Consider the following 15,081-nt stretch of genomic DNA (forward strand, 5'->3'; position numbering starts at 1 on the left):
AAGGAAAAAGAGGCTAGTTTCCAAGCTAACCTCTCTGACTTTTATGATGCTTTAATTGCCAACAAAAATCGGCAAAATCGCAAATAGGATAAATAGATTTATCCAAAGAGAAAAACAGCAGATCAATCCAAAAACAAAGAGACTGACTTTCTTGGACAGCAAGGCCATCAAAATAGACAGAATACCAAAAACTAGCAAGACTTTCTGTATGCTGAAGAGGTCAATCTTTCCCCCCAGAATCGGACTGCCCCAAGGAAGAAAGAAGAAAGCAATCCAGATCAACAGAACTAAACCAATATAGACCTTAGAATAGCGTGTAATAAATGATTTTAGATATGCCATAAGCCACCTCCTACAAATAAAAACCGATATAAATCAATGCCTTCCACCCTTAGACTTTCCTAACTCCTTTCTTAGTCTAAGCATTTTTTTGAAACAGGAATAAGTTAACCCATTCAGACCAATAGCTAGCAGAATAAAAAGAAACCAAATGCCCCATAACTTGATATCTGTCACATTTCTCAAGACGATATTGAAAAACAGAACTGAAATAACTGTCCAAGCAAGGCTAAAAAGAGCATAGAGGGGAATGTAAAACCAGTAAAAATAGTAAAAAATTGGGAAAAATTTACTTTCTCTATTATCCTTTTCAATCCAGCTGAAAAAGTAAAACCAGGGCAATAAGATTATAAATTTAAACAAATGTTTCATCGACACCTCCTTTTTGATAGCGTTTTCTATTATTTTATTATATCAAAAAAATCTGGAAATGTCATTCCAGATTCTACTTCTTTATTTACGCTTTCTTGCGATGAGATGGATTGGTGTTCCTTCAAAGACAAAGGCCTTGCGGATTTGATTTTCCAAGAAACGTAGGTAAGAAAAGTGCATGAGTTCTTCTTCATTGACAAAGATGACAAAGGTTGGTGGTTTGGTTGCCACTTGGGTCGCGTAGAAAATCTTAAGGCGTTTTCCTTTGTCTGTCGGTGTTGGGTTGATAGCAATAGCATCCATAATCACATCGTTCAAGACAGCTGATGGAATACGTGTATTTTGACTTTCGCTGATTTGCTTGATCATCTCAGGAAGTTTGTGGAGACGTTGCTTGGTCAAAGCAGATACAAAGATAATCGGTGCGTAAGGCAGGTATTGGAACTGCTCACGAATATCTTCTTCCCAGTTTTTCATAGTATGGTTGTCTTTTTCAAGAGTATCCCACTTGTTGACCACGATAATCATCCCTTTACCAGCTTCATGGGCAAATCCTGCGATACGCTTGTCGTATTCACGGATTCCTTCTTCCGCATTGATGACCATTAAGACCACATCTGAACGGTCAATAGCACGCATGGCACGCATGACAGAGTATTTCTCGGTATTTTCATAAACCTTACCAGATTTACGCATACCAGCCGTATCAATCATGGTAAACTCTTGACCATCTGTATCTGTAAAGTGGGTATCAATAGCGTCACGCGTTGTTCCAGCAACAGGACTAGCAATGACACGGTCTTCGCCCAAAATAGCGTTAATCAAGCTTGATTTTCCAACGTTGGGACGACCAATCAAGCTAAACTTAATGACATCTGGATTTTCTTCTTCATATTCATTTGGAAGATTTTCTACGATGGCATCTAGCACATCCCCTGTACCGATACCATGGACAGATGAGATAGGCAGTGGTTCACCCAAACCGAGGGCATAGAAATCATAGATATCATTTCGCATCTCAGGGTTGTCCACCTTGTTGACTGCGAGGATAACTGGTTTGTGGGTCTTATAAAGCTTGCGGGCTACGTATTCGTCTGCATCGGTAATCCCTTCCTTACCAGACACGACAAAGACGATAACATCTGCTTCTTCCATGGCAATTTCTGCCTGGTGCTTGATTTGTTCCATAAAAGGAGCATCGACATCATCGATTCCTCCTGTATCAATCATGCTAAAAGAACGATTGAGCCACTCACCCGTTGCATAGATACGGTCACGTGTCACGCCTTCGACATCCTCTACAATGGAGATTCGCTCACCAGCGATCCGATTAAATAGGGTTGATTTCCCAACATTGGGACGTCCTACAATGGCAATAGTTGGTAGGGCCATAATTTCTCACTTTCTACAATAACTTCTTCTGTTCAAGATTTTTTCTAGTTGAGCTTGGTTCTGCTTGACCAAACTGTTCTGCTAGACGCTGACTCCAGCTTGTGGTTGCACGCGCTCCAGCATAGTCCGCCTGTACACGGTCATAAGCTTCGATTGCATCAGTTGACTGTTCTTGATATTCTTCCTCAAACACCACTTGATTCAATGGCAAGCGAGGTTTGACTTCATGTTCTTCATTTGGTAATCCTAGTGCCATCCCAAAGACAGGATAGGTGTAGTCAGGCAAATTAAAGAGTTCTGCTACTTCTTCTGACTTGTACCGCACCAAGCCAATAATGACACCACCATAGCCCAAGCTCTCAGCTGCAAGCAGGGCATTTTGACCTGCAAGGGCCGCATCGACCGAACTAATCAAGAGACCTTCTACACCTTGAGGTTGGAAGGTATCCGTATGGAGTCGTGCTCCCTTTTCTGCTCGGTTCAAATCCCCGACAAAGAGAAGAAAAACAGCTGACTGGCGAATGGCTTCTTGAGGCACCAATTCATACAAGGCATCTTTCTTCTCTTGACTTCGTACCACAATCACAGAGTAGGATTGGAAATTCTTCCAAGACGAGGCCATCTGGGCTGCTGTCAGGATTTCAGTCAAGTCTTCTTGAGGAAGGACTTGTTCCTTAAATCTTCGAACAGACTTATGAGCTTTCATCAGTTTAATCGTTTCTGTCATCGACGGTTTACTCCTTCTAAACGAGTCTCCTCAGCCAAATAACGGATGCGTTCCATGACCCGTCTAGCTTCCCAGGTTTCGTCATTTCCATGTTTCCCTTTAGCGAAATGCTGTTCCAATTCTTCAAAGTTGAAGTTGGAGGTAAAAAAGGTCGGTAAATTTTCCTGCATCCGATATTGAAGAATGACCTGCAGGATTTCATCACGTACCCAAGCTGTTGATTGCTCGGCACCAATGTCATCTAAAATCAGAACTTCAGACAGTTTAATCTCATCCACCAAGGTCTTGACATTACCATCACCGATAGCATTTTTGACATCAATGACAAAGCTAGGATAGTGGAGAAGAGTGGATGAAACACCACGTTTTTCTGATAAATCATGGGCTAAGGCAGCCACCATGAAACTTTTACCCACACCAAAGTCTCCATACAAGTAAAGACCTTTTTGAATAGCTGGATATTGCTCCACGAAGGCTAATAGCTTTTCAAAAACTGGCAAGCGCCCCAAATCATCCAAATCTACTTGAGCTAAACTAGCTTTCTTGAGAGTAGCTGGCAGATTGATTAACTTGAGGCGGTTCTTAATAGCCGCTTCTTTTTCAGCTGCGATTAGTTCAGGAGTTTCTTCATATGAGACATCCGCATAGCCATGATTCATAACCAAAATCGGCTTGTAGCCTTTGGCAATATAATCCGTATCACCACGAAGAAACTTGTCACGCTCGGTGATGTACTGATTAAACTTGGAGATACTGCGATTTAATTCCTCTGGGGTCAAGGATTCTTGCTGGATAAAAGCCGCAACATCAGGATCCTTCATGATTTTCTGGACCAAGTCTTGATAATGAAAACGGCTAGGTTGACGTTTGAGTACGTCTCCGACACTTTCCATCTAATCTCCTCCTTTTTCTAATCGAGCTAATAGTTCTTGTTTCTTACGTTCTAGTTCCAGACGAGTTTCCTCGCTGGTTTCATTCTTATAATCTGGGTTACTCCACTTGGGTACATTGGACTTGGTAGGACTGGGTTTACTGCTTTTTTGAGTCTGATTCTTCTGTCCACGCTCACGAATGCGCAAGACTGCCTCTTCTGCTGAATGTATCTTTTGATAGGCATAGTCATTAGCCACCTTCATGGCATATTTCTCATTGATGTTTGCCGAATCCACCTTATTAAAGGTCAACAAGAGAATGATATTGATGACTTCGTCCAGCAAGCCCAAGCCAGCCATCTGTTGCAAGAGTTCTCTTTCTGTTTGGGTAATAGTTCCCTTGCGTGTCTGCTTGATTTCTGCCAAGAACTGCAGAGCAGTTTTACTTTTAGCTTCTTTGATAATGGTTGCTTCCTTAGGACTAAAGTCAGAGGAAACAGGTTTTTGAGCAATTTTTTCCCGCATGCGTTTGGTTGAAATAACCTGGGAAACGGCTGTTGACTTGGCCAATTGATAAGTTTCAAACCAAGTCCATTTCTTCTCCCCAGCAATGACAAAAAGGTCTAAGACATCGGACTGCTCATCCGCAAAGCGAAGCCCATCTCGAGCCATAAGCTGACGAAAATGGTCTAAGTCAAAATCGTTGGCCACTTTCTTCTTGAGACCAAGGTCTTCTTGACTTCCTAGTTCTGCCAAGTCTGGAAAGACTTGATTGAGTGAGACAGGTATTTCTTCTCCCTCAGCACTCTCAACTTTCAAATCCTCCACCGCTGCATCGCCAATCTTTTTCTCCAAAAGTCTGCGATAAACAGGATGCTTCAAGAAATCTTGACTTGAAAGAGGAGCATGGATAACTATCTGATAAACATCCCCCTTTTGATAGAGAGTCAAAAGATTGAAAGCAGATAGGATTTTCAGGGATTTTATCAGTCTATCCATCCCAAAGTTGAGATGGTTAAGAATGCTTGAAAAAAGATATTCCTTTCTACCATTATCCCAAAAACTAATTGTATAAAGATAAAGGCTCAGTGCCTCCTGACCGATAATCGGGAGGTAGCACTGTACCAGAGATGAGGTATCTTGCGACACCCGATTATTCTTTAGATAAGAAAAACGGTCAATTGGCTTCATTTATCTTTCCTTTTTCTTTTTAGAGGACTGGGTGATTTGTTGGAGCAGGCTCTCTAACTCACTCACATCCTTAAAACTACGATAGACACTGGCAAAACGTACATAAGTAATCTCATCTAACTCAGCTAACTCCTCCATGACGAGTGAACCAATGTCCTCACTTTGAATTTCATTTTCATTTCGACCACGGAGTTTCTGTTCGATACGATTGACTACCATGTTGATTTCATCACTTGACACAGGACGTTTCTGGGCTGAGCGGATAATCCCATTAAAGATTTTATCTCTGGAGAACTGTTCCCGTGTGCCATCTTTTTTAACAACCACTAAGGTTCTTTCTTCTACTCGTTCGTAGGTTGTAAAACGGTGTTGGCATTCGTCGCACTCACGTCTTCTACGAATGGTGTTCCCTTCTTCTGCTTGGCGACTATCGATAACACTTGACTTGGTAGCCCCACATTTTGGACAACGCATCCTTTCCCTCCTTATCGTTTTCTTTTCATTATACCATTTTTTAAACGATTCCCAAAACAATTCTTCTTTTTGCTTGACAAGTTTTTTGTTTTGTTGTATTATTTAATTAAGACAAAAAGATAAAAGAAAGGAGAACAAGATGTCCTGGACATTTGACAACAAAAAACCCATCTATTTACAGATTATGGAGAAAATCAAGCTTCAGATTGTTTCCCATACACTGGAAGCCAATCAACAACTTCCAACCGTGCGAGAGCTGGCTAGCGAGGCGGGGGTCAATCCAAACACCATCCAAAGAGCCTTGTCAGACCTCGAACGAGAAGGATTTGTCTACAGTAAGCGCACAACTGGACGATTTGTGACTGAGGATAAGGAGCTAATCGCCCAATCACGCAAACAATTATCCGAAGAAGAATTGGAACACTTCGTTTCCTCCATGACCCATTTTGGCTATGAAAAAGAAGAACTACCAGGCGTAGTCGGCGATTATATTAAAGGAGTTTAAGCCTATGTCATTACTAGCATTTGAAAATGTATCCAAATCATATGGAGCAACACCAGCCCTTGAAAATGTTTCCCTTGAGATCCCAGCTGGAAAAATCGTTGGTCTTCTTGGTCCAAACGGCTCAGGGAAAACAACCCTGATTAAACTAATCAATGGCCTCTTGCAACCAGATCAAGGACGCGTCCTTATCAACGATATGGACCCAAGCCCAGCAACCAAGGCCATCGTAGCTTATTTGCCAGATACGACCTATCTCAATGAGCAAATGAAGGTCAAAGAAGCCCTAACCTACTTCAAGACCTTCTATAAAGATTTCAATCTTGAACGCGCCCATCATCTACTTGCAGACCTGGGCATTGATGAAAATAGCCGTCTCAAGAAACTATCAAAAGGGAACAAAGAAAAGGTACAACTGATTTTGGTTATGAGCCGTGATGCTCGTCTCTACGTTTTAGACGAACCCATTGGTGGGGTGGATCCAGCAGCCCGTGATTATATCCTCAATACCATTATCAACAACTACTCCCCAACTTCTACCGTTTTGATTTCTACCCACTTGATTTCAGATATCGAGCCAATCTTGGATGAAATTGTCTTCCTCAAAGACGGAAAAGTCGTTCGTCAAGGCAATGTAGACGATATTCGCTATGAGTCGGGTGAATCCATTGACCAACTCTTCCGTCAGGAATTTAAGGCTTAAGCAAAGGAGATTATTTATGTTTTGGAATTTAGTTCGCTACGAATTTAAAAATGTTAACAAGTGGTATTTAGCCCTTTACGCTGCCGTGCTCTTCCTTTCTGCCCTTATCGGGCTTCAAGCACAGACCTATAACAATCTACCTGTCAAAGAAAGTCAACCTGTTTTACTTGTTTTTCTAGCTACTGTCTTTGGTGGTTTGATGATTACACTTGGGATTTCAACTCTTTTCTTAATCATTAAACGCTTCAAAGGTAGTGTCTATGACCGCCAAGGCTATCTGACTTTGACCTTGCCAGTTTCTGAACACCATATCATCACAGCCAAACTAGTCGGTGCCTTTATCTGGTCGATGATTAGCACTGCTGTCCTAGCTCTAAGTGCTGTTATTATTGTGACCATAACGGTTCCAGAATGGATCCCTCTTTCTTATGTGATTACATTTGTAGAAACACATCTCCCTCAGATCTTTCTTACAGGTATATCCTTCCTACTAAATACCATTTCCAGTATCCTCTGCATCTACTTGGCTATTTCCATTGGACAGCTTTTCAATGAATACCGTACAGCACTCGCTGTTGCAGCCTACATTGGTATCCAAATCGTCATTGGATTTATTGAACTTTTCTTCAATCTTAGTTCTAATTTCTATGTCAATTCACTTGTAGGACTCAATGACCATTTCTATATGGGAGCAGGTATAGCCATTGTTGAAGAACTCATTTTCATAGCTATCTTTTACCTCGGAACCTACTACATCTTGAGAAACAAGGTTAATTTGCAATAGTTTTAAAGTCTAGCGACAATAACTCGCTAGACTTTTTTCGTTCTCAGGACTTACATTTTTATATGAAGTATTTAATAAAAAGGAGTATAATGACTTTAAAACTAATTACATGTATATCGATAAGGAGGGCAACTCTTTATGCTGAGAAGATTTGTTACCAAGAAGCACCTCGTACTTTACTTCTTTTCTATTACCATTACTTGGCTGGAAGCAATTATCACGCCAGCCCTTGTTCAGAATATTGTTGCCAGTTTTACCAATCAAGAACTAGGCCTTCTTTGGAAAGTATTGATTCTAGGAATCCTTGGTAATCTTATCCTCTTACTAGGCTTGGCTGGGAAACGCTATTACTACGCTCGTTTGATTACTGATTTCAAATATGGAATCAAGAGTGCTATTTTCAAGCGATTTTTAAACAGTTATGAGATTGATGAAAAGGATATTTTGTCTGACCTAGAAAACGACGTCAAGCAAGTAGAAGAAAGCTATATTGAGCCAACGGTCATCATCATTTCTTCTCTTGGCTTCACAACTGTGTCCATTCTCTATGCCTTATGGACCAATTTTTACCTGGGCTTGATTTTCATCATCTTCTACTCCTTTCCTGTCCTCTGTAGTGCTATCGGATCAAAGCGTTTGGACTCACTTTCTGAAAAGCGGTCCACTGTTAACCAAAACTACTTAGCAAGCTTGACAAATTTTATTGGCGGTAGCCAACAAATTCGCCATTATCAGGGGCAAGACTACTTTTTTGCTCGCTATCAAAAGCAATTACAAACCAGTTTGGATGCCGAAATCAACTATGAAAAACAACGAACTTTAAACAGTCTCTTGATCAATAGCATCGATGCCTTTTGTTCTGTCACACCAATCGTCATCGGTGGCTTTATGACCTACTATAATTATTTAGATGCGGCGAGTTTTGTGGCCATCTATCTAGTTTCCCATAATATCGGCTATCAATTCCAAGAGTTGGCTTACTTTACCAACACCCGAAAAGCGAATCGAACTCTTCTCAACAAATACCAAAAACTCCTGAACCAGTCTGACTCCATCTCGCCTAGAAGTATAGAAAACATTTTCCCTATCCAACTTAACAGCATCTCCTTAGAAAAAGATGGGAATATCCTCTTATCTCCGATTTCCATACACATCAAGCAAGGAGAAAAAATCGCCATTATCGGGGAAAGTGGCTCTGGTAAAACAACCCTGCTCAATATCATCCATGGAGAAGAGACACCAACAAGTGGACAGATTAGCTTTGCTGGTCAAAACCTGTCACGTCAAGAAATCACAAGCTTTAGTTCCTATATCCTCCAAGATAGCCATTACTTTGACACGCTATCTCTGGACGACAATATCCTTCTAGGACTGGATAAAAATCCAGATACTTTAAATCATATCCTCAAAAAAACAGGATTAGAACATTTGAAAAATCGAACGCTCAGCAATGATAGTCTGTCTGGTGGCGAGAAACAACGCCTAGAAATCGCTCGCGCCCTCTACCATGATAGCCAACTCATCTTAGCCGATGAGATTAAGGCCAATCTTGACTTGGAAAATAGCAGAAAAATTAGCGACTTGCTCTTCTCCCTACCTCAAACAGTCATTGAAGTCATTCACCACTACACGGAAGAAGACTTAAAACACTATGACCAAGTCATTCACTTAAGCAAAGAAAAGTGATAGTCTATAACATACGATTTGAAAAAGCAAGGAACCCGAATTCCTTGCTTTTTATACTCAATGAAAATCAAAGAGCAAACTAGAAAACTAGCCGCAGGTTGCTCAAAACAGAGTTTTGAGGTTGTGGATAGAACTGACGAAGTCAGCTCAAAATACTGTTTTGAGGTTGCAGATGGAAGTTGACGCGGTTTGAAGAGATTTTCGAAGAGTATTAACTCAATATTAAACTGGCTACAATAGGGCTGACAAAGACATAGAGAATACCGGTGACACCGATAGCCAAACCACCCATGGCTCCTGCTACAGAGCCATATCGAAAGGCTGTTCCCGTTCCGACTGCGTGGCCTGTTCCTCCAAGAGAAAGACCAACAGCTACTGGATCATCTATTTTCAACCACTTCAAAAGTGTTGGTCCGATGACACTGGTTAAAATCCCAGTTGCCACTACTACCACCAAGGTCACAGTGGTCAGACCTTGCAATTTTTCTGTAATTCCTACTGCCATGGCGGTTGTCACTGACTTAGGAAAGAGAGAAATGGCTAGGAAAAAGTCCATGCCAAATATTTTCGCCACAAGGGCCGTGAAAGATGTATTGACCACTACCGCTAACAAACTACCAAAGAGAATACTCCGAGCATGGTGCTTCATCAAGTGAAAACTCTTATAAAGCGGAATCCCTAGAGCCACGGTCGATGGGACAATCAAGTTGTTCAGATAAACCCCACCTTGGTAGTAATCTTGGTAAGAAATACCCGTCACTTTTAGAAAGATGATAATGAAAACAGCTGACAAAAGCAAGGGCGTTGTCAATGGATGGGGAAAACGTCTGTAAATCAGCATTCCTACTAGATAAGCTAGGATTGATAGGGCAAGTCCAAACAGGGGATTGGAAACAAATTCACTCATTTGGCATCTCCTTTCTCATAATCTCCCTCAAACCGTCGTTTGATAAACTGAACTACCAAGGCTATGAGGATAATATTGATAACAGCTGCAAAAAAGATAATCAAAACAATTGGCAAAAGATAGGGAGCAATCACATCAAACTTCTCCATAATTCCCACTGCTGGCGGCAAAAAGAGAATGGTCATATTGGCCAGCAAGAAATTCCCAACCATGTTGACATGCCTAGTTCTCAGCCACTTGAATTGTAGGGCTAGAAAAAGAATAATCAAACCGATAATACTGCCTGGTATGGGCAAATGAAAGAAACTAGAGATCCCCTCTCCGATTAGAGAAATCACAAAGAGAATCATTAATTGAACATATAATTTCATCCTATACTCCACGAAATAGACTTCTTGCATACCAGTTTACTCTTTTTTCAGAAAATTTCAAGGAAATGCACAAGGGATAATGAAAATTAGATATGGAAAGGGGATACAAACAATTCTTGACTTGTGAAAACAGGCATGATTTAGGATAAAATATTCCAGCGTCCTTCTTGCCAGCTTGATTTAAAAGTAGTATAATTATTGCATGCGCAATCATCTTGTGATGCAGAGACTGTCCGTAAATGGACTTTCTTCTATTTACAACTCTAAAAAGAAAGGAGATACTATGACCTATTTGGAAAAATGGTTTGACTTCAATCGGCGTCAGAAAGAAATCGAGACTCGCTTGGAAGAGACTATTGCCCAGCAGAGCGAGCAAAGTCTGACCTTGAAAGAGTTCTACCTGCTCTACTATCTGGACTTGGCCCAAGAAAAATCTCTACGCCAGATTGATCTGCCAGATAAACTTCACCTGAGTCCGAGCGCTGTTTCTCGGATGGTGGCTCGCTTGGAAGCCAAAAATTGCGGTCTACTTAGTCGCAGGTGTTGTGATCAAGATAGACGCTCTAGTTTTATCTGCCTGACAGGTGATGGGCAAAAGACACTGGCCTCTCTACAGAAAGCTGTCGAAGAAAGCTTGGAAACTAGTTTGGATTTCTTGATTTAAGATGATTTTTTAAAAAAGTTGCGTGCGCAATCATTTTTCTTGACATTCTCTTTTACAAGGAGTAAAATAAAGTCATCATTAAACAAAGGAGTTTTAAACATGATTGAAATTACCTATCTAGATGCCAGCAAGAACGAAAGAACTGTAACTTTCGAATCTTATGAAGACTTTGATCGTTCACAACAAGCTTGCCTTATCGGCGTCGCAGACTACTACCCCGTCCAAAAATTAACCTACAATGGTCATGATTTGGACTACCATGGGACTTATGGAGATGTCTTTTTCTATCTCATGAAACAAGATTTAAGCCAATATAACTAAAAAAGGAGAAATACAATGGCAAAAGCAATTACAGATGCAACATTCGAACAAGAAACAAAAGACGGTTTGGTCTTAGTAGACTTCTGGGCAACTTGGTGTGGTCCATGTCGTATGCAAGGTCCAATCTTGGACAAATTGTCTGAAGAACTTTCAGAAGATGTTTTGAAAATCGTTAAAATGGACGTTGATGAAAATCCAAACACAGCTCGTGCTTTTGGAATCATGTCTATCCCAACTCTTCTCTTCAAAAAAGACGGCCAAGTAGTCAAACAAGTTGCTGGTGTTCACACAGCAGAACAAATCAAGGCCATCGTTGCTGAATTGAGCTAATCACACTAGAGACCAAGTATTTACTTTGGTCTCTTTTTTCTTGGCCTTTGCCATTTTTCAAAAAATATGCTAGACTGTAAGTAGAATATTACGATGTTTGGGACATGCCATCGCTAAAAAAAACCTCGATTTGGTATTTTTTAGCTCCCTCATGGGAGCTTTTTGCGTGCTCTGAACATTTCCCATTTTGGAAGGAGTACTATGAAACGTCAATCAGCCTTGGTCGTCTTTAGTGGCGGTCAAGATTCTACAACCTGCCTCTTTTGGGCTAAAGAACACTATGAAACAGTCGAAGCTGTCACCTTTGCCTACGGCCAACGCCACCATATCGAAATTCAAGTTGCTAGAGAAATCGCTAAGGAACAGGGGATTCGTCATCATATACTAGATATGTCTCTGCTGGGGCAAATCACTGAAAATGCCTTGACTTCTGATCTAGAGATTGAGCAAAAAGAGGGAGAGGTGCCTAATACCTTTGTTGACGGTCGCAACCACCTCTTTCTATCCTTTGCGGCAGTCCTTGCTAAGCAACGAGGTATTAAAGATATCGTGACAGGTGTCTGCGAGACAGACTTCTCAGGCTACCCCGATTGTCGAGATGTCTTTGTCAAATCCCTTAATGTTACCCTCAACCTTGCCATGGATTACGACTTCGTTATCCAAACACCTCTCATGTGGCTGGACAAGGCTGAAACTTGGGAATTAGCCGACCAACTCGGTGCCTTTGACTATGTTCGTGAGAAGACCTTAACCTGCTACAATGGAATTATCGGAAGCGGCTGTGGAGATTGCCCAGCCTGCCACCTACGTCAACATGGCCTAGATGTTTATCTCTCACAGAAAGGAGGGGACTAATGTTTTTTGCACCCAAAGAAATCAAACAGGAAACCGGGGAGTCTCTTGTCTACAATCCTCACAGAACCTTGGTATCAAAAGAATTTACCTTTGACGCTGCCCACCACCTTTTTCACTACGAGGGAAAATGCAAATCCCTTCATGGCCACACCTATCATCTGCAGATTGCTGTCAGTGGATTTTTAGATGAACGTGGCATGACCTACGATTTTGGAGACATCAAAGCTATCTACAAGAACTACTTAGAGCCCCACTTGGATCATCGCTATCTCAATGAGACCCTGCCCTATATGAATACGACTGCTGAAAATATGGTTTACTGGATTTTCCAAACCATGAACCAAGAGTTGCCAGACGAACGCGGTCTCCGTTTGGAATACGTTCGCCTCTATGAGACTCCGACTGCCTTTGCGGAGTTTAGACGGGAGTGGTTAGATGACTAGGGAACGTGTCCTTAAACTACCAGTTCTGGAAATTTTTGGTCCGACCTTTCAAGGTGAAGGTCGTGCTATTGGGCAGAAAACCATGTTTGTCCGCACTGCTGGTTGCGACTACCACTGCGACTGGTGCGATTCTGCCTTTACTTGGGATGGTTCTGAAAAGCCAACTCGTATGACTGCTGACGAAGTCATTGCTGCCTTGGATAAATTAGGGAGCTACGATTATGTAACCCTATCTGGGGGAAATCCTGCTATCCTAGCAGCCAACATGGCTGAACTGGTCACCAAACTCAAGGAACGCGGTGTCACTCTAGCTGTTGAAACCCAAGGCTCCCGCTGGCAAAATTGGTTAAAAGACATCGACCAGGTTACTCTGAGTCCAAAACCTCCTTCATCCAAGATGGAAGTCAACTTTGAGACCTTGGACTTTATCGTTTCTCAACTGGATCCAGATAAGGTCACCTTTAAAATCCCTGTCTTTGATGATGCCGATTTGGCCTTTGCCAAAGGGATTCAAGAACGCTACCAACCAGATGTCCTTTTCTTATCAGCTGGAAATCCTGAGCCCAAGGCTAGAGGCAATATTGTCCAAGACCAACTGGACCGCCTCAAAGAACTCTGGGAACGCATCGCTACTGACGATAGCTGGGGCAATGTCCGCGTCCTTCCTCAACTCCATACCCTCCTCTACGATAATCAACGTGGTGTTTAAGATTAGAAAGAAAAAATCATGTCACAACAAGAAGAAATGAAAAACCTAAGCCTCCTCGGCAACAAAGAAACCAACTACATTTTCGAGTATCAACCAGAAGTCCTCGAATCCTTTGACAATCGTCATGTGGAAAATGACTATTTCATCAAATTTAACTGTCCTGAATTTACCTCACTTTGCCCAATCACTGCTCAGCCAGACTTTGCAACTATCTATATTTCCTACATACCTGACAAGCTCTGTGTCGAGTCAAAATCCCTCAAACTCTACCTCTTTAGTTACCGAAACCACGGAGATTTCCACGAAAACTGTATCAACACCATCGGGAAAGACTTGGTCAACTTGCTAGACCCTCGCTATTTAGAGGTCTGGGGAAAATTCACTCCGCGCGGTGGCATCTCAATCGATCCCTACTACAACTACGGTAAGCCTGGAACTAAGTATGAAGGCTTGGCAGAACAACGCCTCTTCCAACACGACCTTTATCCAGAGAAAATTGACAACCGTTAAACTCATACTCAATGAAAATCAAAAAGCAAACTAGGAAGCTAGCTGCAGGCTGCTCAAAGCACTGCTTTGAGGTTGTAGATAAGACCGACGAAGTCAGCTCAAAATACTATTTTGAGGTTTCAGATGGAAGCTGACGTGGTTTGAAGAGATTTTCGAAGAGTATAATACGAAAAAAGCCCTGTTCCTCGAGATGAGGAGCAAGGCTTTTTGAGTTTCAATTATTCTTCTGTTCCAAGGAAGTTTTTCGCAACAAGAGCTGCAAGAACACCACCAACGATGGGCGCAAGGATGAAAATCCAAACTTGTTGAAGGGCTGCGCCACCTACCAAGACAGCTGGTGCCAAGCTACGAGCTGGGTTTACTGAAAGTCCAGTAATGTTCAATCCAACAAGAATCATAGCCATCAAGGACAAACCGATTACCAAACCAGCAATCGCGCCATTTCCCTTGCTTGCTGAAGTCACAGTCATGATAACCAAGACAAACAAGAAAGTTGCGATGACTTCAAACAAGAATCCACCAAAGACAGTGACACCGTTTGCCAAGGCATTTTCACCAAGACTAGCAGTTGACATACCTGAATTAGCCAAGAGGAAGAAGACAGCACCAGAAGCGATGAAAGCTCCAACTACTTGTCCAAGGATGTAGTTTACAAGCTCTGAAGATGACAAACGTTTGTTTACAAACATAGCAATCGAAACCGCTGGGTTCAAGTGAGCACCTGAAACAGTTCCGATTGAGTAGGCTGCAACTACGATTGCCAGACCAAAGGCAAAGGCAATTCCAAGGTGACCAAGACCTTCAAGACCATTTCCAAAAACAACAGCTCCAGTCCCAACGAACACAAGCATGAAAGTACCGATTAACTCAGCAACAAATTTTTTCATTTTCTTTCTCCTTTTTTAAAAACTAGATACTAGTCTATCAAA

Annotated in this window: 23 protein-coding genes; 13 read left to right on the plus strand and 10 right to left on the minus strand. The window is 41.7% G+C overall.

Features of this window, described 5'->3' with window-relative positions; translation table 11 throughout:
- Positions 1-51: 51 nt before the first annotated feature.
- From PCY12_RS01380 to nrdR, 7 genes are all read right to left on the minus strand, one after another.
- Positions 52-342, minus strand: a complete 291-nt coding sequence (locus PCY12_RS01380; RefSeq protein WP_301351181.1) for a hypothetical protein — start codon at positions 340-342, stop codon at positions 52-54.
- A gap of 33 nt (positions 343-375) precedes the next feature.
- Positions 376-711: a hypothetical protein gene (locus tag PCY12_RS01385; protein ID WP_301351182.1), complete on the minus strand. Its 336-nt coding sequence runs from the start codon at positions 709-711 to the stop codon at positions 376-378.
- A gap of 81 nt (positions 712-792) precedes the next feature.
- Positions 793-2,103 (minus strand): ribosome biogenesis GTPase Der, encoded by a 1,311-nt coding sequence (gene der, locus PCY12_RS01390; RefSeq protein ID WP_001207696.1) that lies wholly within the window; start codon positions 2,101-2,103, stop codon positions 793-795.
- A gap of 13 nt (positions 2,104-2,116) precedes the next feature.
- Entirely contained in the window at positions 2,117-2,830 is a 714-nt protein-coding gene (locus tag PCY12_RS01395) for an NADPH-dependent oxidoreductase (RefSeq protein WP_301351183.1), read from the minus strand.
- Positions 2,827-3,723, minus strand: coding sequence for a primosomal protein DnaI (dnaI, locus tag PCY12_RS01400; RefSeq protein ID WP_301351184.1), 897 nt, complete (start codon positions 3,721-3,723; stop codon positions 2,827-2,829). The genes PCY12_RS01395 and dnaI overlap by 4 nt, the downstream gene beginning before the upstream one ends.
- On the minus strand, positions 3,724-4,893 hold the full coding sequence (locus PCY12_RS01405; RefSeq protein ID WP_301351185.1) for a replication initiation and membrane attachment family protein: 1,170 nt from the start codon (positions 4,891-4,893) through the stop codon (positions 3,724-3,726). It abuts the gene before it with no gap.
- Entirely contained in the window at positions 4,894-5,367 is a 474-nt protein-coding gene (nrdR, locus tag PCY12_RS01410; protein WP_001203672.1) for a transcriptional regulator NrdR, read from the minus strand.
- Between the two features lie 139 nt (positions 5,368-5,506).
- Here nrdR and PCY12_RS01415 point away from each other — a divergent pair, with 139 nt between their 5' ends.
- The 5 genes from PCY12_RS01415 to PCY12_RS01435 all read left to right on the plus strand — a co-directional run bounded on the left by PCY12_RS01415 (position 5,507) and on the right by PCY12_RS01435 (position 9,225).
- Complete coding sequence (locus tag PCY12_RS01415; RefSeq protein ID WP_000119147.1) at positions 5,507-5,872, plus strand: GntR family transcriptional regulator; 366 nt, start codon at positions 5,507-5,509, stop codon at positions 5,870-5,872.
- Between the two features lie 4 nt (positions 5,873-5,876).
- Complete coding sequence (locus tag PCY12_RS01420; protein WP_050073389.1) at positions 5,877-6,572, plus strand: ABC transporter ATP-binding protein; 696 nt, start codon at positions 5,877-5,879, stop codon at positions 6,570-6,572.
- Between the two features lie 16 nt (positions 6,573-6,588).
- Entirely contained in the window at positions 6,589-7,356 is a 768-nt protein-coding gene (locus PCY12_RS01425; protein WP_301351186.1) for a hypothetical protein, read from the plus strand.
- A 138-nt stretch (positions 7,357-7,494) separates the two neighbouring features.
- Positions 7,495-9,042, plus strand: coding sequence for an ABC transporter ATP-binding protein (locus PCY12_RS01430; RefSeq protein WP_301351187.1), 1,548 nt, complete (start codon positions 7,495-7,497; stop codon positions 9,040-9,042).
- Between the two features lie 60 nt (positions 9,043-9,102).
- The gene (locus PCY12_RS01435) at positions 9,103-9,225 is read left to right on the plus strand and encodes a chlorohydrolase (protein ID WP_261196725.1); all 123 of its coding nucleotides are present in this window, start codon (positions 9,103-9,105) and stop codon (positions 9,223-9,225) included.
- Positions 9,226-9,253: 28 nt separating this feature from the next.
- Here the strand turns inward: PCY12_RS01435 and PCY12_RS01440 are convergent, their stop codons facing one another.
- Together PCY12_RS01440 and PCY12_RS01445 are read right to left on the minus strand one after the other, a co-directional pair.
- A complete protein-coding gene (locus tag PCY12_RS01440) occupies positions 9,254-9,949 on the minus strand; it encodes an LrgB family protein (RefSeq protein ID WP_001288952.1) in 696 nt (231 codons plus the stop codon).
- The gene (locus PCY12_RS01445; RefSeq protein WP_000781322.1) at positions 9,946-10,320 is read right to left on the minus strand and encodes a CidA/LrgA family protein; all 375 of its coding nucleotides are present in this window, start codon (positions 10,318-10,320) and stop codon (positions 9,946-9,948) included. The genes PCY12_RS01440 and PCY12_RS01445 overlap by 4 nt, the downstream gene beginning before the upstream one ends.
- Positions 10,321-10,603: 283 nt before the next feature.
- On the opposite strand from PCY12_RS01445, the gene PCY12_RS01450 reads away from it, so the two are divergent.
- From PCY12_RS01450 to PCY12_RS01485, 8 genes are all read left to right on the plus strand, one after another.
- Positions 10,604-10,984, plus strand: a complete 381-nt coding sequence (locus tag PCY12_RS01450; RefSeq protein WP_301351188.1) for a MarR family transcriptional regulator — start codon at positions 10,604-10,606, stop codon at positions 10,982-10,984.
- Positions 10,985-11,083: 99 nt separating this feature from the next.
- Positions 11,084-11,305 (plus strand): DUF4649 family protein, encoded by a 222-nt coding sequence (locus tag PCY12_RS01455; RefSeq protein WP_000570256.1) that lies wholly within the window; start codon positions 11,084-11,086, stop codon positions 11,303-11,305.
- Positions 11,306-11,320: 15 nt separating this feature from the next.
- Complete coding sequence (gene trxA / locus PCY12_RS01460; RefSeq protein ID WP_001029581.1) at positions 11,321-11,635, plus strand: thioredoxin; 315 nt, start codon at positions 11,321-11,323, stop codon at positions 11,633-11,635.
- A gap of 201 nt (positions 11,636-11,836) precedes the next feature.
- Positions 11,837-12,490 carry a 7-cyano-7-deazaguanine synthase QueC gene (gene queC / locus PCY12_RS01465; RefSeq protein WP_301351189.1) on the plus strand — a complete coding sequence of 218 codons (654 nt, stop codon included), beginning with the start codon at positions 11,837-11,839 and terminating at the stop codon, positions 12,488-12,490.
- On the plus strand, positions 12,490-12,933 hold the full coding sequence (gene queD / locus PCY12_RS01470; protein WP_000464573.1) for a 6-carboxytetrahydropterin synthase QueD: 444 nt from the start codon (positions 12,490-12,492) through the stop codon (positions 12,931-12,933). The genes queC and queD overlap by 1 nt, the downstream gene beginning before the upstream one ends.
- The gene (gene queE, locus PCY12_RS01475; protein WP_301351190.1) at positions 12,926-13,642 is read left to right on the plus strand and encodes a 7-carboxy-7-deazaguanine synthase QueE; all 717 of its coding nucleotides are present in this window, start codon (positions 12,926-12,928) and stop codon (positions 13,640-13,642) included. The genes queD and queE overlap by 8 nt, the downstream gene beginning before the upstream one ends.
- An 18-nt stretch (positions 13,643-13,660) precedes the next feature.
- Complete coding sequence (queF, locus tag PCY12_RS01480) at positions 13,661-14,152, plus strand: preQ(1) synthase (protein WP_000082587.1); 492 nt, start codon at positions 13,661-13,663, stop codon at positions 14,150-14,152.
- 11 nt (positions 14,153-14,163) lie between these two features.
- Positions 14,164-14,286, plus strand: a complete 123-nt coding sequence (locus PCY12_RS01485) for a hypothetical protein (protein ID WP_301351191.1) — start codon at positions 14,164-14,166, stop codon at positions 14,284-14,286.
- An 84-nt stretch (positions 14,287-14,370) separates the two neighbouring features.
- Here the strand turns inward: PCY12_RS01485 and PCY12_RS01490 are convergent, their stop codons facing one another.
- A complete protein-coding gene (locus tag PCY12_RS01490) occupies positions 14,371-15,039 on the minus strand; it encodes an aquaporin (protein WP_301351192.1) in 669 nt (222 codons plus the stop codon).
- Positions 15,040-15,081: the final 42 nt, after the last annotated feature.

Origin of the sequence: Streptococcus sp. SPS1, assembly GCF_030439915.1 — a bacterium.
GTDB lineage: Bacteria > Bacillota > Bacilli > Lactobacillales > Streptococcaceae > Streptococcus.